The organism is Acinetobacter sp. ANC_7553 (assembly GCF_056779895.1).
Window position 1 is genome coordinate 151,624 of sequence record NZ_JBWYIV010000007.1, and the last position, 18,504, is coordinate 170,127.

Genomic DNA, 18,504 nt, shown 5'->3' on the forward strand with positions numbered 1-18,504 from the left:
TATAGAAAAGATTTTATTGCAATTCACTATTTTTTCGGTGAATCAAGATTGGCTTTATCAATCATTTTGGAATGAAACTACAAAATATTTCAAAAAAATCTTATTTATCTATACAGTTGTCACCTTTCTTGCTTAGATTAAACTACATGATGAAGTTAATTTAAAAAAGGTGAGTAAATAAATATGAATACAAGCATTCTTAATAACACCTTAGAGACCGATACATCAGTTAAATCAAAAGCAACTCAATGCCTTATTGCACTTTATTGTGGTTCTCGTTTTGGCAATAATCCTATTTACCAACAAAAAGCCATTGCTTTGGCTGAAAAAATTGCAAGGCAAGGATTTGGCATCGTATATGGTGGTGCAAGTATCGGATTAATGGGACAAGTCGCAGATACAGTCATTGAAAACCATGGTGAAGTTGTTGGTGTTATTCCTGAATTTATGCTTGATTACGAGGTTGCCCATAATCAGTTAACAGAACTTCACGTGGTAAGAACAATGCATGAACGCAAAGCCATGATGGCTGAACGTGCTAGTGCTTTTGTTGCGCTCCCGGGAGGTTTAGGTACATTTGAAGAAATCTTAGAAATCGCAACTTGGGGACAGTTAAATCAACACCAAAAACCAATGATTATTTATAACGTCAATGGATTCTATAATGCCTTGATTGCACAACTCGATCATGCAGTACAAGAAGGTTTTCTACCTGCTCAACATCGTGCAAAAATCATCGTATGCGAGCATTCACATCAAATCATCAATGCCATCGCAAACTTGAAATGCCCTGAACAATTCGTGGTCTAAATTCAACAAGACTTTAAAGCATTACGCATGACGAGTAAAAAATAAAAGAGCCATATGGCTCTTTTATCATACATCTACACGATCAGGCTCTATTTCAACGTGATCTGATACGTTGCTGTAGTACCACTGACTTCATTCCCTACAATCAGTAAAGGCATACCCGTTGGAGATTCTTTTGCTGAAACAAAGGTTAATCCTTCAGGACCTAAGTCTCCTGCCTGACCTGCCTCGATATCGGCAGTGGTTGCATCAAGTTTTCGTGAATGAATATATTGCACAAATTGGGGTTGGGCAGGATTGGAGATGTCATATACCATCACGCCTCCAGCTCGTTCTAAACCAATAAATGCATAAGTTTTCTGACCGATTTGACCTATCACCACGCCTTCTGGCTCTGGGCCTTTATTGTCACTACGATTATCGATCCCTGCTTCTTCATGGTTTGCATTAAAGATCTCAGGATGGTGCTGAGCAATATATTGTTCAAAATCATCACCCGAATCCCAAACCAGCTCTAATCCTGTTTGTGCATCATTTTCTGTCCAAATACTGACAGATCGTGCCCCGAAGCTATATAAATGATCATAAACCAAATTGCCTCGAGCATTGAGTTTAGGTGTGCCATTAGTATTCTTTTGATAACCTTCAGTCCAAGTGATATTCAAACGACCAAGCATCTTGTCTTCACGGCATCCTTTAGCATCTCCATCGATCGCTCCACAATATGCAAAATGCAGAGGATTCAATTCAGCACCTTTCGCCAGTGCTCTTAATTGTGGTGGCAGATCTTCCCCTTGTCGTCTATCGAAACCATCTTTATGGACTAGATGCTTCACACGCCATTCTTCAACAAAACCCTTTTTAATATTACCTTGAGCACTCGGATTATCCTTTAATTTTTCTCCCCAATATTCAGGATCATCTTCACCCCAAGCACGAGCATCCCCTTCATTGGCAGTGACAATATACGTTTTACCATTGACTTCGTAACTTGAGATCGCATCTGGCATATATAAGCCACGAACATGCTGCCAAGTTTGAATATTGATCTTCGCAAGACCATTTTCACCATCGGCATCACTGACATCTAAACCATGACCTTGTAAGCCATGATCTTTAAAACCGAGCGGATAAACAGCCATGACTTTGGCATTTAAAACATCCACCTTAGCTAAGGCATTATTTTCCTGTAATGCGACCCATGCAATTTTGCCATCTGCGCTGAGTGTGATGTATTCAGGTTCAAAATCTTGCGCTACTGTTGCATTTGGACCATAAATTCGCACACCTTGATTACGTAATAGCTGTGCTTGACTGTTAAAGGCTTTGAAGTCAGCTGTTTTTGCAACTGGTTTGTTCAAATTTGAGAGATCAATGATTGAAATCGAACCTTCGGGATCAATCGCATAATCATGAGATGGCTCTCCTTCATTCGCCACCAATAAGGTTTTACCATCTGCACTAAAGGTCAGCATATCGGGTAGAGAACCCACTGGAACTTGGGCAATAAAGCTCGAATCATTGGCATTAAAAAGTGCCACGATTCCTGGATCTGTTTTATCTTTGGCTTGTACAGCCAAGGCAACAATTCCATTTTTTACAGCAACACTATTTACTTCTGAGTCTGTTAAATATGATTTAGCATCTAAAGAGCCAATCCATTTAGGTTGCTGAGGTTGGCGATAATCAAAAATATCAACCACGCCTTCTTTTGCGTTTACAACAAACAATCTTTGGCTTTGTGCATCATAGGCAGGTATCTCTGCTGCGCTGACCGCAAAACCACGACTGTCTGTACGACTGAGATAGGTGAGTTCAATCGATTCAGGCGTAATATCTGGTACTGATGTGATATTGTTAGTGTCATCATTGCATGCCCCTAGCCCCAATGCACACATTGCGATCACAAGTGCGTTAGACTTTAGCTTCATTTTTTAATCGTCTTATGATGTTGTTGGCAACAACTCTATGACCATGCGATGACAATGCTGTGACCATTAGATTGCAATTTTGTTGCAAATCCTTCGTAAATAAACCACAAGTGATACTGAGAAACTGTTTTAAAATATTAACTTACTAATATGATCCTACAAGATGAGCAGCACAGCACACCAACCCTTACAGCCTGAGTTTAGATTATTGGTGTTTTTGGTTTCGATCGGCTTTTTTATGCAAGGTCTAGACACAACTATCATCAATACTGCGATTCCTGCAATCGCTCATCACCTCAATGAAGATCCTCTACACATGCATAGTGTCGTGGTGGCTTATGTATTGTCAGTCGCAGCCTGTATTCCACTCAGTGGTTGGCTGGCTGACCGATTTGGTGTCCGAAATGTTTATTTTTCTGCAATTATCATTTTCACTTTGGCATCGCTCGGATGTGCATTTTCTTCTAATTTAAATGAGCTTTTATTTTTCCGAGTGATTCAAGGGATTGGAGGTGCTTTACTGCTTCCAGTTGGGCGTCTTGCAATGTTGAAAATCATTCCTAGAACCCAATTCCTTGCAGCCATGTCTCTGATGAGTCTTGCAGGTCTGATTGGCCCCTTAATCGGTCCTACTCTTGGCGGATGGCTAGTGGAGTACGTGACTTGGGAGTGGATTTTCTTAATTAATATTCCTATTGGACTCATTGGAGTTTTTCTCACATTTAAAGCCATGCCAAATGTGACCGAGACCCATGTTGCTAAATTTGATTTTTTTGGCTTCTTGTTATTAGTCATCGCGATGGTTGGCTTAAGTTTAGGGATTGAAAATTTTGCTAGCCCCTATCTTCCACTATGGTGGAGTATTGTTCTTATTGTGTTTGGTTTATCTGCAAGTGCTTGGTACATGGTGCATGCCCATACCCACCAAAATGCTCTATTTCGTGGGAAACTATTCAAAAATCAAATTTTCGCGATTGGTATTGTAGGCAACTTTTTTGCCCGCTTAGGCGGCAATGCGATGCCTTTTCTTATCCCCTTAATGCTACAAGTTGCTTTTGGTTTTGAACCATTTATTACCGGTTTACTTATGATTCCAACGGTATTGGGTTCACTGGCATCAAAACCGATCATTCGCCAAATTATTCAACGATTTGGGTATCGTCGGGTGTTATTAGTCAATACCTGCCTTATTGGCTTATGTATTGCAAGTTTTGCCCTCACCTCAGCCGAAACACCTTTATGGCTAAGAACATTACATTTCTTCATTTTTGGTATGTTGAACTCACTGCAATTTGTTTCTATGAATACGCTAACCTTAAAGGATTTGCCTCAACAAGATGCTAGTAGTGGTAACAGTTTTCTCTCGATGATTATGATGGTGTCCATGAGTATTGGTGTAGCGCTTGCAGGTACACTGGTCAATGTATTCACCGCTTATCTTGGTACTGCACAAATGCAACAGGCCTTCCAATGGACATTAATTTTAATGGGCTCAATTAATATTATTACCATGTTTATTTTTTGGAAAATTCCGAAAGAAATGGATGATGACTAATGAATATGGATTCTAGATACTGTCGCTATCATTTACGTTTATTCGCGTTATGATATTAATCATATTTCGCACCAATCTTTAAGTGCTCATGAATTCAAAAAATAAGCAGCATATCTATTCGCAGAAGATTATCTTGTGGACCTCCCTTTTAGGTGCAGCCCTGATCGCACTCATGGTCGGATTATTGAGCTTTTTCTTTTTGCCGTTTCAACCAGCAACAGCTCAAGAGTATCCAATCAAAGGATTTGATGTCTCACATCATCAAAAAGAGATTCGCTGGTCGCAAATTCCAAAAAAGGAATATCAATTTGTCTACCTCAAAGCAACAGAAGGTGGCGACTTTAAAGATCGAAAATTTCAGGATCATTGGCTTAAAGCACGCGAGCATGGTTTTAAAGTCGGAGCGTATCATTTCTATCGACTTTGCCGTGATGGAAAAGTTCAGGCATTAAATTTCATTGATTCTGTGCCACGTAAAGAAGATGCCCTTCCCCCAGTCATTGATTTGGAATACGACAGCAATTGCATCAATACCTATAGCAAAGAACAACTGTTACATGAAATCGATGTTATGCACGATTTGCTGCATCAACATTATGGCAAACAACCTATCTTTTATGTTTCTAAAGCCTTCTATAACATCGTACTTGCGGGTGCTTTTACGAATACCCCACTCTGGGTACGTGAATACACCTCTCAACCTGAATTAAAAGACAATCCAGATTGGATCTTTTGGCAATACACCAATAAAGGTAAAATTAAGGGTATTTCTACACCAGTGGATTTGAATGTATTTAATGGCGATCAAAACGACTGGATAAAATTTCTAAAATTAAATCAAATTGAGCCATAAATCTTAAGCAGTCAGTACGTTACAACTAAAGAGATCTAACTAAAAAATAGAGTGCAACTTGGCTCAAGCAAGCGAGTTACGCTTTATAAGGATGACATGATGTCGCTTAAAAAAGGGATTTTAACGGTGGTTAGTCTTTTGGCTGTCACGCTCATGGCTGCGTTTTTTTATTTATGGCAACCATCAGGAAAGCTCTCCGAATTTAATCAATGGAAGGCTAAAATAGACCAACCCGTCAGTGAACAAAAATTAAATGTTCGTTTTTTTGGCGTTTCCACATTGCTATTTGATGATGGTAATTCACAAATTCTAATTGATGGTTTTTTTAGTCGACCGTCTCTCATGACCATTGCTTTACAACGCCTTTCCAGTGATCAAACACTGCTTCACAATATGATTCAGGACCATGAGCTTAAACGCCTCAAAGCCATATTGGTGACCCACAGTCACTATGATCATGCTTTGGATATCTCAGTACTCGGAAGTTCACTCCCCAAAACTCACATCATTGGTTCGTTGAGTACATTAAATATAGCACGAGGCGGCAAAGTGCCTGAGCATCAATTGAAACTGGCTGTGCCTTTTCAAGCACTACAATTGGGTGCATTTCGTATTACGCCGATTCCCTCACAACATACGCCACCTACAGCAGTGAACAATGATTTAGGTGAAGAGATTCTGCATCCACTGCCTCAGCCAGCACGTTTTTATGAGTTTAAAGAAGGCGGTAGCTTTGACTACTTGATTGAGCACAATAATCACAAAATTTTAGTTAAAGCCAGCACAGGTGCACTTCCTAATCAATTTCAGAAGTTAAATGTAGATGTCTTGTTTTTAGGAATTGCTCAGCTTTCAAAACAATCACCCGAGTTTCAACAACAGTATCTCGCTGAAACCATTGATCAGTTACAACCGAAAGAAGTCATACCAATTCATTGGGACAATTTCTTTAAACCACTTTCACAACCTTTAGAGTTTCTACCACGAATAGCAGATCATTCTCCGAAAAGCCTACAACTCGTGATTGATCATGCACAGCATCAAGGTCGAAAGGTGACTTTACTGACGGAGCCTTACGCATACCCAATAATCAGCTCAACGATGCCTTAATTATGGGTTAAAATTAAGGCATCTCATGATTGATTGAACATTTTGCGAAAGATAATTCATATCGATATGGATGCTTTTTACGCTTCTGTGGAGCTTAGAGAGCGTCCAGAATTACAACACTTACCTGTGGTCATTGCATCTCATCACCCACGGGCCGTCGTTGCAGCAGCATCATACCCAGCTCGTGAGTATGACTTACGTTCGGCCATGTCGATGACACAAGCCAAAAAACTTTGCCCACAAGTGATCGTCATTGAGCCAAATTTTTCTAAATACCAACATGTGTCAGCCCAAATTCATGAGATATTTCAAAAATATACCAGCATCATCGAACCCTTATCGCTGGATGAAGCATATCTGGATGTCACTGAAAATTTACAGCAGATCCCAAGCGCTACTGAAGTTGCGATGCATATTCGTGATGAAATATTTCAGCTTACTGGATTGACCGCCTCAGCAGGCGTTGCACCAAATAAGTTTTTAGCCAAAATTGCATCTGATTGGAATAAACCGAATGGCATTTGTGTGATCAAACCCAATCAGGTGCAACAGTTTATCTATGATCTTCCACTCAAAAAAATCCCTGGTGTAGGAAAGGTCACACAGGAAAAATTAAAAGCTTTGCAACTCGAAACACTTGGGGATTTACAGCAGGTGGAAGAAAAATTTCTCACTCATCATTTCGGAAAATATGGCAAACAATTATTTCTCTATGCTCAAGGGATTGATGAGCGACCTGTTCAAAGCGAACGCCAAAGACAGCAAATTTCTAAAGAAACCACGTTTGATGAAGATCTTTTTTTAAACCAATGTGATCAATTTTGGACTTCACTGCTTTCTCGTGTTTGGCAAAACCTTCAAAACAAGGAAATGATCGCTAGAGGTATCAGCGTCAAACTCAAACTTAAAAATTTTCAAGTTTTACAACACTCTAAAAGCTTTAAACAACCTTTCAATCACATAGAGGATTTGCAACTGGCACTCAAATTATTGTTAATGAAAATGAATATTCCTGATGAATATCAGTTTAGACTCATTGGTGTTGGGGTGTATCAACTTTCAGAAAAACAACAAGACACGCAACTCAATTTATTCGGATTGTAAATTTCGTCTAGTTTTCATGCAAAAGAACAAAATTAAGTCAATTTTTTTCGCCTTTTTTTCCTTTTTAGAGTAATCTAATCGCGCAATACATTTACCCATGTGTCTGCTGAGATGTTGTTAGAAGACCTATATCTAACACATTTGTCCTGTGATTGGCGTGACAATCCATCCGAATATTACAGGGCACTCTAATCTGAATGGGTACAATGTCTTTTTCCTCCAAATATTTCTGATCTCCTCCCATAAAAATAAACTTTCAGAGATACAGCAATTAAACCGAATTCATAGTTCCAATTCCCCTATACTTTCTGAATCCTATACTGCGTTTCATAATCTATATTTATATCTATAAGGGATGAGTTTTATGTCTGTTCAACGTTTACACGTTCAAAAACGTTTTTCTGAGGTCGCTATTTTTGGTCACTTCGTTCATCTGGCAGGTCAGTTAGCAGAAGACACGTCGCTCGACATTCGTGGACAGTCACAACAAACCTTTGACATTATTGACCGTTTATTGGCTGAAGCAGGTACAGATAAAAGCCATATCATGTCTGTGACAATTTATCTAAAAGATATTGAAAAAGATTATGCAGCATTCAATGAAGTTTGGGATGCATGGGTTTCTGATATTCAAGCTCTACCGCGTACATGCGTAGAGGCTAAACTGTATCATCCCGATGTTCTTGTTGAGCTAACGGTAATTGCCGCGAAACCTTGATAAAAAAAAGCATGCCTGAGCATGCTTTTTTATTTCAAAGATGATTAGCTAAATGCGCGAATATCTGCCAATCGCCCAGCACTATACTTTTCTAATTTATGCTCAATCACGGATTCATCTCCCCATTCAATTGGCATATCCTCAGTGTATTCATCCAAAAAATCACGTCTTAACTGCACATATTCTGGGACAGCATGGTAAGAGATCACTTTGTATCCCGCGGTTTCAAGTAATGCATTTTGAAACTGTAAAGTATGTCCACGCTTGAATGAAAATTTATCTTCTAAACTGACAATGGCAAGAACTTTACAATCCTTATTCATCACCACAAAATCAGCAAACATTGACTCATATTTACGGCGTGTACGCGGTAACTTTGTGGTCAGTAAGGCGTCAAAAGAGACATGTGCCAAAATATGCGCATTTGGCATGATTTCTTTAAGACGATTGAAAGTTACTTGCTGATAGGGGCTAAACACTGCTCTTTGACGGAGCATGCTATCAGAGGGTTGTTGATGCTTTAATCCTTTATAAGCAATGAACAACACCACAGCGAGTATGATCACACTCGCGATGATCATGATATCCATGACTAGTATCCTTATTTGAATTCTTATCGTTAATTTCTTTTTTAAACTACTTCAAAAAACACAACTTTTATTATTGTTTCATTATGCTGATGTTAAACATCGCATAGTCCAAGTGAAAAGCGCTCCAGACCAAGCTTATATTAAACATGTTCTGCACTTATTGGCTATAGTTTAAAACATGAACCACATCACACTATTACATAATTGTTGGACAATGATGAAAATTTCATTTGAAGATAATACAATATCACCTGAAATGAAAAACTCAAAACCTCACTAAACCACTAATTTAAATGATTATTTTAAAATAAAAAAGAGACTTACCCAAATCAAGCCCAATATTCCGATAAAATGAGCATCATCGAAAATATTGTATAGAAAATGTTCAAAAAAGGACGCCGCAGCGTCCTTTTGAAAGAAATTATCATTTATGCACGAGACTTGGGTTTGGATTTACCCTTAGGTTTCCCCTCGCCAAAAGGTTTTTTGCGATCTCCAGTCTCACGTGGTGGCAAACCAGTGTGCTGTGTCAAGATTTGGCCTTTCTTCGGACGATTATTTTGTCCTTGTGATTGACCACGATTAGCGGTTTGACCCGTACGTTTTTGTGAATCACCTGCAACAGTTGAATTTTTCTTACGTGCAGATTGATATTGACCATCCGTGCCCTGAGGCTGATACGTCGGAATCAAATGTTGCTTAGAATTACCAATTAAGTCCTGACGACCCATTTCTTTCAAAGCTTCACGCAGTAAAGGCCAGTTATTTGGATCATGGTAACGTAAGAAAGCTTTATGTAAACGGCGGCGTTTTTCACCTTTTACAATGTCGACATCTTCAGTATAACGTGCCACTTTCGCAAGCGGATTTTTACCGGTGTAGTACATGGTGGTCGCAGTTGCCATTGGTGATGGATAGAAGGTTTGTACTTGGTCAGCACGGAAACCATTCTTTTTCAACCAAATTGCAAGGTTCATCATGTCGTAATCGGTTGTACCCGGATGCGCCGCAATAAAGTAAGGAATAAGATATTGTTCCTTACCTGCTTCTTTACTAAAACGATCAAACATTTGCTTAAAGCGGTCATACGTCCCAATACCCGGCTTCATCATTTTATTGAGAGGGCCTTTTTCGGTATGTTCAGGTGCAATCTTTAAGTAGCCACCGACATGATGCGTGACTAATTCTTTGACATATTCAGGGTTCAATACTGCAAGGTCATAACGTAGACCCGAACCGATCAAAATCTTTTTAATACCTGGTAAAGCACGAGCTTTACGATATAACTGCGTAAGAGGTGCGTGATCAGTATGCAAGTTTTGACAAACACCCGGGAACACGCACGATGGCTTACGACAGTTCTTTTCAATTTCTGGATCTTTACATGCCAAATGATACATATTGGCTGTTGGACCACCTAAGTCCGAAATAATGCCTGTAAAGCCCGGCGCCGTATCACGAATCTTTTCAACTTCACGTAAGATCGATTCTTCAGAACGGTTTTGAATAATTCGACCTTCATGCTCCGTAATCGAACAGAAGGTACAACCACCGAAACAACCACGCATGATGTTCACAGAGAACTTGATCATGTCAAACGCTGGGAAACGCGCATCGCCATAAGATGGATGTGGTAGACGTGCATAAGGCAAGTCGAACACATAATCCATTTCTTCTGTGGTTAATGGAATTGGCGGTGGATTAATCCAGACATCACGCTCACCATGCTTCTGCACGAGTGCGCGCGCATTCCCTGGATTGGTTTCTAGATGCAAAATACGGTTTGCATGGGCATACAGCACAGGATCATTGGCAACTTCTTCAAAAGAAGGTAGACGAATCACAGCCAATTCACGTGGTGGCAACTTATGCTTAATCGCCTTAGATGATGGCTGTAACTGCACGATTTGCGTATCTGCATCCAAATTGTCGCCTTCACGAACAATCGGATTACTGACCACTTCTTTTTGGAAATTCTGATACTGCGTTAAGCTGTTGCCTTTGTCTTTCTCAATTTCACAGCCATCAATATCTTCGGTCATCACATATGGATTGATGATTGGATCAACACGGCCTATGGTATCGACATCATTTGATGCGATCTCAACAAACTTGGCTTTTGCTGCACGGTTATGCTTATTAATAATAAATGCAGTACCACGAACATCAGTAATGTCTGTAATTTTTTCGCCTTTGGCTAGACGGTGCATCACTTCAATGATTGAGCGTTCACCATTACCATACATTAATAGATCTGCTTTTGAATCCATTAAAATAGAACGACGAACTTTGTCAGACCAATAGTCATAATGCGCGATACGACGTAATGAACCTTCGATACCGCCTAGCAGAACAGGAACATCAGGGAACGCTTCACGACAACGTTGACAATAGACTGTTGCTGCACGGTCAGGACGTTTATTCGGTTGGTTATCTGGAGAATAAGCATCATCTGAACGGATCTTACGGTCAGCCGTATAACGGTTGATCATAGAGTCCATGTTACCTGCCGATACGCCCCAAGCAATATTTGGTTTACCAAGTACACGGAATGCTTCAACATTCGTCCAGTCTGGTTGGGCAATAATACCAACACGGAAACCTTGCGCTTCAAGCACACGGCCAATGATACCGGTTACAAATGATGGATGATCGATATAAGCATCACCACAAACAAAAATAAAGTCACAACTATCCCAACCGAGTTGGTCCATTTCCTCGCGTGACATCGGCAAAAAAGGCGCGGGTTCAAAACAAGACGCCCAATATTTGTCGTAATCAAACAACGCTTTTGGCGCAGTCTGAGCGGTATAAGCAGTAGACATGGCTAGCAATTCTCGGCTGGCAGATGGAAGATCAAAAATTAGATCAAAGATGAAAGCCGATAATTTTACCATGAATTCAACTCAACTTGCTTGATTAAAAAACAATCAAATACAACTGCTTAAATTTTCTATTCATCACTGATGACCTAAGACCTATTTTTGTACATTTAACATACAACCAAATCTAAACAAAAAATAATATGCATTTAATTTCAGCAACTTAAGCTTAACAATTGACTCAATTCTTTTACGACTGATGATTTGGGTAATAAACAAAGTTGCTTTTCATTTTTATAGTGTTTGAAAAAAATGAAAGGCGTTTAAGCGTGCTCAAAATAATACTCACAACCGTTGCCACTATGATGGCTTTATTACTTTCTAATTTGGCTTGGACTCAATCTAAAATTCCACAGTCTTACCAGCAACAAGCAGCTTGGCAACAATTACAACAAAGCCTCCCTTTGAAGTTTCGTATCAACGACCAAAACAAACCACATGAGTACTACTGGAGTTGGAATGATTACCGTGTACATGTCGATGCTTATCCCAATACTAAAGCGCCAGCCAAAGTCATTTTATTACATGGCGTAGGTACAAATGGTCGTCAGATGAGTTTAATTCTTGGGCGTCCACTTGCCCAAAAAGGATATGAAACCTTCGCATTGGATTTACCCGGTTATGGTCTGACACAATATCCTTCAAAAAAAGAAATTCGTTATGATCATTGGGTGAAATTGGTCAATGATTTTGTGAACGAACAAGCGCAAAAAGATGATCGTCCTATTTTCCTTTACGGACTCTCAGCAGGTGGAATGCTCACGCTACATGTGGCCATGCAGAATAAACATGTCGATGGCATCATCGGAATGACCTTTCTCGATCAAGAGTTTAAAGACGTTCAAAAAGGAACCATGCGTTTTAGTGCTCTAAGCCCTGTTCTTTTGCCAAGTATGAAAGCAGTTGCACATACCCCTTTGAAGCAAATCACCTTACCTATGTCCTTGGTCTCAAAGATGTCAAAACTCACCAATGACCCTGAAGCCCTACGCATCATGCTGGCTGACAAAACATCTGCAGGTAATAGTATGAGCGTGGAGTTTTTAAACAGCTATATGCATTACCAAAAACCATATCCTTTGACTCAGTTTAATCAAGCACCTGTGTTACTGACTCAACCTGAACAGGATCAATGGACTCCTTTAAAATTGAGTCAACCTGTTTTGACACAGTTGAAAGTACCTTATCGTGTGATGAGTTTACAAAATGGTGGGCACTACCCTGTTGAGCAACCTGCATTAGATCAGCTGGTAAAATACAGTGATCAATTCATTCGTGAAAATATAAAACGCTAAATTGATCTATTGAACGATAAATGAATCACTTAGATTGTTTTGTAAGCATTTTCCTACAATCATCTCTTCCATTGTCGGCTATGCATATCAACGACACTGGACTATTCTTAAACCATCAGGAAACAGGAAGTTTCCCAAACAAAAAACAACAATAATAAGTTTGAGCATCAGGACGTGAGGTACGACAGGAGTTATACCTAAAAGCAGCCGATACGAAGAAAAGCCCATCAGGAAGATGGGCTTTTCTTTTTCTTACACATAAAATTTTTTAAGCACACTACACGTTGTCACGCTTGTAAAACAATTATGCATCATGCTTTTTCGCTTTCACAACACTTTCATGCATTCTATTTGTTAGCTTTAAAGTGTGTCACGCAACAACTCTTACTGTAATTTCCAAAGTGCAAGCGACTTATCCTGTTCCTACAACACGGAATAGCCTAGAGCAAACCGCTTACATACAAAATTTTAAAGATTGAGGATGTGAACATGGCAAAAGCTTTATTTATTACTGCAAATTTTGGTGTTGAAAAAGATGAATTAATCAAACCCTTAGCATTTTTAAAATCAAAAGGGATTGAAACCTATCATGCTGCTGAAGAAAAGAAATCTGTTCAGACTGTGGTTGGGGATCAAGAGCCTTCTGATCAAGTTCAACCTGATTTAAGCTTCGAGGAAGTCATCGCAGACGATTATGACATCCTGATTATTCCTGGGGGAACGGTGAATGCGGATAACTTGCGAATTCATCCACAGGTTCAAAAATTGATTCAAAGTTTTGCTGACCATCAAAAACCAATCGCAGCTATTTGTCATGCGCCTTGGACGTTAATTGATGCACAACGTATCAAAGATAAAAATTTGACGTCTTATAAGTCAGTAAAAATTGATTTAGAAAATGCAGGCGGTAAATGGGTTGATGAAGAGGTGCATCGTTGTAATACTGGCGGCTGGCCGCTCATTACATCTCGTTGCCCTGATGATATTCCTGCATTTAATGAAGCCATTTATAAAGAATTGACGCAGTCTTAAAAGATTAAAACCCCTTTTTAGGGGTTTTATTTTGCATGTTTTACAGACTTTTTAAGTAATCTACGATTTCTTGCTCGCCTGCCATTTCAGCAAGTTCTAAGGCCGTAAATTGACCTTTGTAAGCCACATTTGCACCTTTTGCGACTAGCAGTTGTACTACATCTAAGTACCCATTCTCTGCGGCTGCTTGAAGTGCGCTATAACCTTCATCATCAATTTGGTTTACATCAGCTCCGTTGTTTAAAGCTGTTTCAACTTCTGTGATTTCGCCTAATGAAGCCCAATAGATGAGTTCAGGAAGATGAAGTTCGCTATCATCGTCAGGGAGTGGGGAGATGGAATTAAAGTTCATTTTCTTGCTCTCTTGATGAATAAGATATATTGCCTTAATCTTAAAATTAGAACTACTCAAAAATTTTCTAAAACTTTCTCTAAAAATCTAGGGAACTTAATATCTTTTGCAACACATTGATATGTTCCGTCATCAAGTTTCTTTATTAATACAATTGCATCGTCTCTAATAATGTTTTCTGTATTTATTCGTAGTAAATCAGTTCTACTGTAGCCTATGCCTGCTGCAGAAAATACTAATCCCAAAGATACTAGAAAACAAAATATTATTGAACTAAGAGCTGACTTTGATGCTTTTAGCATAGGAAGCAAAAAAAGACCAGATACCCACATTAATATATAAAGATATGCGGAAAAGATAGTAGGCTGCATAAAAAAATGATTTTCATATTTTGTAAGTAACCAGAAAATCACTGCCAGTATTAAGCCTCCTCTTGCAAACCAGATTACAGAGTTTATATCTTCATTTTTAATTCTTTCTTCAATTACATCCCACTCACTTCTACTTATATCTTTACTAAAAAATTTAATGAGTTGATTTATTGCGCTTATAAAGATTAGTGGTATACCAATATGATAAAAACCACTCATAAGGTAATGTCTAAAATTTAAAACATCCGCAACTTTTACATTGAGTTCATAAAAATAGCTAAATTCATAGATGTAACCTAAAGCAGCAAAGAAAATTATGAAGCTGATTAACCAGTGTACCCCTTTTTTTGTATTATCCAATTATCATTAAATCATTGAAAATTAGATCTTATTTTATTCGATATTAATAAAATAAAAAGCCCCCTTACGGAGGCTTTTAAAACATTCATTTATTTAAGCTTTGGCAATACTTGGCTGACTTGAACCAATCTTTTCAGATTCACTTTCATTCATAATCAGAGCCACTGCAATTGCGGTAATTAACACAGGTAAACCTACTGCCATAAAGTTAAAATGCGCTGGTAAGTTCATCCCTAATAAGCCACCAATCAAGATTGGACCAACAATTGCTCCCATACGACCAATCGCAGATGACCAGCCAATCCCTGTTGAACGAACTGCCAATGGATAGTACTGAGCTACGTAGCTGTATAACAACATCTGTGAACCAATCGATGCAGCACCTGCCAAGAACACCAAAATGTAAAGTAACAGCATATTCGACTGGAAGCCCATTAAGCTCATCACAATCGCACCCATTAAACCTAAGAACATTAATACAGGTTTTAAATGGTAACGGTCTGCCAAGATACCACCGCCAACGATCCCCACTACCGCACCAACATTCATGACCATCATGAACATCAAGCTATTATCCATTGAGTAGCCCGCAGCCATCATCAATTTCGGTAACCAGCTGCTGAGAGCGTACATGGTTAATAAGCATGTAAAGAATGCAACCCAGAACAACAATGTATTTACAGCGCGACCACGACGGAACAAGCTGACAACAGTTGCCGATTCAGGCTCATCTACTTGATCAAGCTCGAAAGTTGTATCTTTCTCAACTTTTACTTTAGGTTCAATCTTCGCCACAATTTGACGAGCTTCTTCCTGACGATTTTCTTTTACGATGAAAGTTAAAGACTCAGGTAAGAATTTCCAAATAATTGGAAGTAAAAGTAATGGAATACCTGCGATAAAGAACATGATTTCCCAACCAAAACTTGGTGTAAACCAAGAACCTAATAATGCAGCCATCACACCACCTACCGCATAACCACTAAACATAGTAGTTACCAAGGTGCTACGCATTTTTTGAGGTGCATATTCTGAGGTCAAAGCCACAAGGTTTGGCATAACACCACCAATCCCTAAACCTGCCAAGAAACGCAAAATACCGAACTCAGTTGGATTGGATGCAAAACCACCCGCAAAGGTTAATCCACTGAATAAAATAATACAGATCATAATGACTTTTTTACGGCCAATCTTATCTGCTAAAGAACCAAAAATCATTGCGCCAAACATCATCCCTGCAAGTGCAGTACTTGCGAGCATGCCTGCTTGAACAGCACTTAAACCCCATTCATCCATCAATAATGGTAAAACTACGCCATTAATTGCTAAGTCATAACCATCAAACAGGATAATGAGTAAACACCAAGCGACAACATTGAAGTGAAATGGTGTGAATTTAGCATGGTCAATAATTTTATTGACGTTCATTGCTTGCTGTGACATTCCTCACCTCCTGTGAGAGATCGTATTTCAATAATCTTTAAGCACGATCCAACCAACTTTGAATTTAATTGTTGTGAGCGACGCATCAAAATTGTGTGCTTAAAGTCTGTGAGGTAAATTTCACATAATTCTGTGTTAATAAAAATTGAACGTTAGTCTAAAATCCAATCAAAATTAGGTTTTTTATCTAAATATCGCATTAGACCAAAGTTGGTTTGACTTATGAAAATCAGTGTTTCCATCATTTTATTGGTGAGTAATGATGATATCTCGCTCAAATACGAATTTATTAAATTACTTATTTCATTATGATATTTTTCACTTAATTTAATAAAAAACCTCATAGATCAAAATCCATGAGGTCTCGAACAATTAATATAACTTTTTGTCTAATTTAATCTGAATAATTTCATTATCATCTGCAAGTTTTGCATTACGTCCACTCGAACCCGGGAAATTATTGTCATTCAGAACTGTGATTAAATCAGGTCCTTCAATCACAATATCTTCAATGGTAAAGAATGGAAAACCGAAACGCTCACCCGTCATAATATCGCCCTCACGTGGCGTACCATATAATAGATTTGGATTCGCAATATCCATTAAATTGACCAAGTCAGTCTTATTAACCAACCTCTTCGGTTCATTCAGTTGTATGCGAACTAATTTCTTGAAACCACCAATATTATTTTCAGAATCATCGCGCTCAATCACAACACCTTCATTTTGACTAAATAACTGGAAATCACCAATTGCTGTTGCTTTAGGATCGAGCTCAAAATAGTAATGGTCATTTGTATACGCTTTTTTAGCAATATCAAATTTTGAAATTAATAAATGTCTTTGCGCATTCTTGCTTAATGGTTTTTCCAGCATTGGATATAAATATTGACCATCTAGAGAAATAGCCATACCTTCAAATCCACCACTTCTTTGCACGAGCGCATTTTCTATTTCAGCCGCACTTTGATGAAGTTGATTTTGTGGAGATCGAAGCTCTTCTCCTTCTTTTTCAGGATGAGGCAATGCAATCGGAGCACTCTTTAAGACACCATCAGCACTAAAATGCAGTAAAAATGGACCGAATTCATCTCCGATCCAAATATCGCCATTTTTATCACGCTGTATAGATTCCGGATCAAAATCAGCACCTGTTAAAAGTCGTTCTGGCGTACTCTCATTGACAATTTTGAATGGTACTAACTTATTCGGATCACGAAGCTGTATATGAGACAGTACTTTAACGTTATTTGAGTTGGTCTTAGTAGTTCTAAAATCTACTGAAATATTATAAAGACGTAATAGATAGTCTGCTGAGTTATCTTGTGCACCAAATCCATTATCAGACATTACAAGATACGTTCCATCAGCATTTTTTAATGCCCCAGAAAATCCTTGAACTGGCTGACCTTTAAATGGTGGATAAATACCATTTGCACCTTTAACATAAAGTCCTGAATCTGGTCCATCGGCATAGGTAGCCACATCAAGCTTTGCAAATGAAACAAGTGTAGGTTCATTTATTTGATTTTGTTGATCTGAGGTGATCTTATCATCAGAATCATTACAACCGCTAAGGGCTAAAAATGACAATAGCACTGTGCTTAAAAGTGTCTTGTTCATAAATCCATATGTATCACTTAATTAAGGACTCATGATTAAACGGCATGATGGTGTCATTCCTCTGACAGATCAATGAAGATTTGATGAAGGCTTTTATTATTAGTTCCTCACTATATAAAAATCTTTATCAGTGAGTTCTAAGATACATTTCCCTTTATATTTAATTCTTTATTTTTTTCTTTACTGCATAAAAAAACACCCCCTTCTATTGAAGGGGGTGTTTAGAATAATGAGCTGGCGATGACTTACTCTCACATGGGTAACCCCACACTACCATCAGCGCTAAGAGGTTTCACTTCTGAGTTCGGGAAGGGATCAGGTGGTTCACTCTTGCTATTGTCGCCAGCACAACTGTTGTGACTTTGCTTAGGTCTTATTCGCATGTATTGTTTGCGTGCCTTTGCTTGGTCAAAGAAGTTATTAACAGCTATTTGAGTTTCTTTAATTTGTGCAGTTTAGCGTTTTATCTAACTAA

The 18,504-nt window shown here is 38.6% G+C and carries 15 protein-coding genes and 1 rRNA gene; 8 read left to right on the forward strand and 8 right to left on the reverse strand.

The annotated features are described in order from the left end of the window. Nucleotides 1–183: 183 nt before the first annotated feature. Entirely contained in the window at nucleotides 184–810 is a 627-nt protein-coding gene (locus tag AC1M9I_RS07440; protein WP_481589187.1) for an LOG family protein, read from the forward strand. A gap of 89 nt (nucleotides 811–899) precedes the next feature. Here the strand turns inward: AC1M9I_RS07440 and AC1M9I_RS07445 are convergent, their stop codons facing one another. Beyond that, nucleotides 900–2,741, reverse strand: a complete 1,842-nt coding sequence (locus AC1M9I_RS07445) for a choice-of-anchor I family protein (protein ID WP_481589188.1) — start codon at nucleotides 2,739–2,741, stop codon at nucleotides 900–902. 163 nt (nucleotides 2,742–2,904) lie between these two features. Between AC1M9I_RS07445 and mdtD the strand changes: the two genes are divergently transcribed. The 5 genes from mdtD (at nucleotide 2,905) to AC1M9I_RS07470 (ending at nucleotide 8,081) form a co-directional block, all read left to right on the forward strand. Beyond that, nucleotides 2,905–4,296: a multidrug transporter subunit MdtD gene (gene mdtD / locus AC1M9I_RS07450; RefSeq protein WP_179998909.1), complete on the forward strand. Its 1,392-nt coding sequence runs from the start codon at nucleotides 2,905–2,907 to the stop codon at nucleotides 4,294–4,296. 88 nt (nucleotides 4,297–4,384) lie between these two features. Further along, entirely contained in the window at nucleotides 4,385–5,149 is a 765-nt protein-coding gene (locus AC1M9I_RS07455; RefSeq protein WP_481589189.1) for a glycoside hydrolase family 25 protein, read from the forward strand. Nucleotides 5,150–5,248: 99 nt separating this feature from the next. Then, entirely contained in the window at nucleotides 5,249–6,259 is a 1,011-nt protein-coding gene (locus tag AC1M9I_RS07460) for an MBL fold metallo-hydrolase (RefSeq protein ID WP_481610868.1), read from the forward strand. Between the two features lie 42 nt (nucleotides 6,260–6,301). Continuing rightward, complete coding sequence (dinB, locus tag AC1M9I_RS07465; RefSeq protein ID WP_481610869.1) at nucleotides 6,302–7,363, forward strand: DNA polymerase IV; 1,062 nt, start codon at nucleotides 6,302–6,304, stop codon at nucleotides 7,361–7,363. Between the two features lie 364 nt (nucleotides 7,364–7,727). Continuing rightward, nucleotides 7,728–8,081 (forward strand): RidA family protein, encoded by a 354-nt coding sequence (locus AC1M9I_RS07470; RefSeq protein ID WP_481589192.1) that lies wholly within the window; start codon nucleotides 7,728–7,730, stop codon nucleotides 8,079–8,081. A gap of 44 nt (nucleotides 8,082–8,125) precedes the next feature. Here the strand turns inward: AC1M9I_RS07470 and AC1M9I_RS07475 are convergent, their stop codons facing one another. Both AC1M9I_RS07475 and AC1M9I_RS07480 read right to left on the reverse strand, forming a co-directional pair. Continuing rightward, nucleotides 8,126–8,671 carry a DUF2726 domain-containing protein gene (locus AC1M9I_RS07475; protein WP_092767397.1) on the reverse strand — a complete coding sequence of 182 codons (546 nt, stop codon included), beginning with the start codon at nucleotides 8,669–8,671 and terminating at the stop codon, nucleotides 8,126–8,128. A gap of 428 nt (nucleotides 8,672–9,099) precedes the next feature. Further along, on the reverse strand, nucleotides 9,100–11,496 hold the full coding sequence (locus AC1M9I_RS07480) for a YgiQ family radical SAM protein (RefSeq protein WP_481594791.1): 2,397 nt from the start codon (nucleotides 11,494–11,496) through the stop codon (nucleotides 9,100–9,102). 326 nt (nucleotides 11,497–11,822) lie between these two features. On the opposite strand from AC1M9I_RS07480, the gene AC1M9I_RS07485 reads away from it, so the two are divergent. Together AC1M9I_RS07485 and AC1M9I_RS07490 are read left to right on the forward strand one after the other, a co-directional pair. Then, entirely contained in the window at nucleotides 11,823–12,848 is a 1,026-nt protein-coding gene (locus tag AC1M9I_RS07485) for an alpha/beta fold hydrolase (RefSeq protein ID WP_481593210.1), read from the forward strand. A 489-nt stretch (nucleotides 12,849–13,337) separates the two neighbouring features. Next, entirely contained in the window at nucleotides 13,338–13,880 is a 543-nt protein-coding gene (locus tag AC1M9I_RS07490) for a type 1 glutamine amidotransferase domain-containing protein (RefSeq protein ID WP_481594786.1), read from the forward strand. Between the two features lie 40 nt (nucleotides 13,881–13,920). On the opposite strand, the gene AC1M9I_RS07495 is transcribed toward AC1M9I_RS07490, so the two are convergent. The 5 genes from AC1M9I_RS07495 to rrf all read right to left on the reverse strand — a co-directional run bounded on the left by AC1M9I_RS07495 (nucleotide 13,921) and on the right by rrf (nucleotide 18,376). Next, the gene (locus AC1M9I_RS07495; RefSeq protein ID WP_481594787.1) at nucleotides 13,921–14,232 is read right to left on the reverse strand and encodes an ankyrin repeat domain-containing protein; all 312 of its coding nucleotides are present in this window, start codon (nucleotides 14,230–14,232) and stop codon (nucleotides 13,921–13,923) included. A gap of 56 nt (nucleotides 14,233–14,288) precedes the next feature. Then, nucleotides 14,289–14,963, reverse strand: a complete 675-nt coding sequence (locus AC1M9I_RS07500) for a hypothetical protein (RefSeq protein ID WP_481594788.1) — start codon at nucleotides 14,961–14,963, stop codon at nucleotides 14,289–14,291. A gap of 93 nt (nucleotides 14,964–15,056) precedes the next feature. After that, nucleotides 15,057–16,406: an aromatic acid/H+ symport family MFS transporter gene (locus AC1M9I_RS07505; RefSeq protein ID WP_092767403.1), complete on the reverse strand. Its 1,350-nt coding sequence runs from the start codon at nucleotides 16,404–16,406 to the stop codon at nucleotides 15,057–15,059. A 372-nt stretch (nucleotides 16,407–16,778) separates the two neighbouring features. After that, on the reverse strand, nucleotides 16,779–18,029 hold the full coding sequence (locus AC1M9I_RS07510; protein ID WP_481610870.1) for an esterase-like activity of phytase family protein: 1,251 nt from the start codon (nucleotides 18,027–18,029) through the stop codon (nucleotides 16,779–16,781). 232 nt (nucleotides 18,030–18,261) lie between these two features. Next, nucleotides 18,262–18,376, reverse strand: a 5S ribosomal RNA gene (gene rrf / locus AC1M9I_RS07515). Nucleotides 18,377–18,504: the final 128 nt, after the last annotated feature.

Bases quoted from the DNA above. Each gene is read 5' to 3' on its own strand.
- AC1M9I_RS07480 (WP_481594791.1), bottom strand. From the start codon at position 11,496: ATGTCTACTGCTTATACCGCTCAGACTGCGCCAAAAGCGTTGTTTGAT.
- AC1M9I_RS07445 (WP_481589188.1), bottom strand. From the start codon at position 2,741: ATGAAGCTAAAGTCTAACGCACTTGTGATCGCAATGTGTGCATTGGGG.
- AC1M9I_RS07470 (WP_481589192.1), top strand. From the start codon at position 7,728: ATGTCTGTTCAACGTTTACACGTTCAAAAACGTTTTTCTGAGGTCGCT.
- AC1M9I_RS07460 (WP_481610868.1), top strand. From the start codon at position 5,249: ATGTCGCTTAAAAAAGGGATTTTAACGGTGGTTAGTCTTTTGGCTGTC.
- AC1M9I_RS07455 (WP_481589189.1), top strand. From the start codon at position 4,385: ATGAATTCAAAAAATAAGCAGCATATCTATTCGCAGAAGATTATCTTG.
- AC1M9I_RS07505 (WP_092767403.1), bottom strand. From the start codon at position 16,406: ATGTCACAGCAAGCAATGAACGTCAATAAAATTATTGACCATGCTAAA.
- AC1M9I_RS07490 (WP_481594786.1), top strand. From the start codon at position 13,338: ATGGCAAAAGCTTTATTTATTACTGCAAATTTTGGTGTTGAAAAAGAT.
- mdtD (WP_179998909.1), top strand. From the start codon at position 2,905: ATGAGCAGCACAGCACACCAACCCTTACAGCCTGAGTTTAGATTATTG.
- AC1M9I_RS07475 (WP_092767397.1), bottom strand. From the start codon at position 8,671: ATGGATATCATGATCATCGCGAGTGTGATCATACTCGCTGTGGTGTTG.
- AC1M9I_RS07440 (WP_481589187.1), top strand. From the start codon at position 184: ATGAATACAAGCATTCTTAATAACACCTTAGAGACCGATACATCAGTT.
- AC1M9I_RS07510 (WP_481610870.1), bottom strand. From the start codon at position 18,029: ATGAACAAGACACTTTTAAGCACAGTGCTATTGTCATTTTTAGCCCTT.
- AC1M9I_RS07495 (WP_481594787.1), bottom strand. From the start codon at position 14,232: ATGAACTTTAATTCCATCTCCCCACTCCCTGACGATGATAGCGAACTT.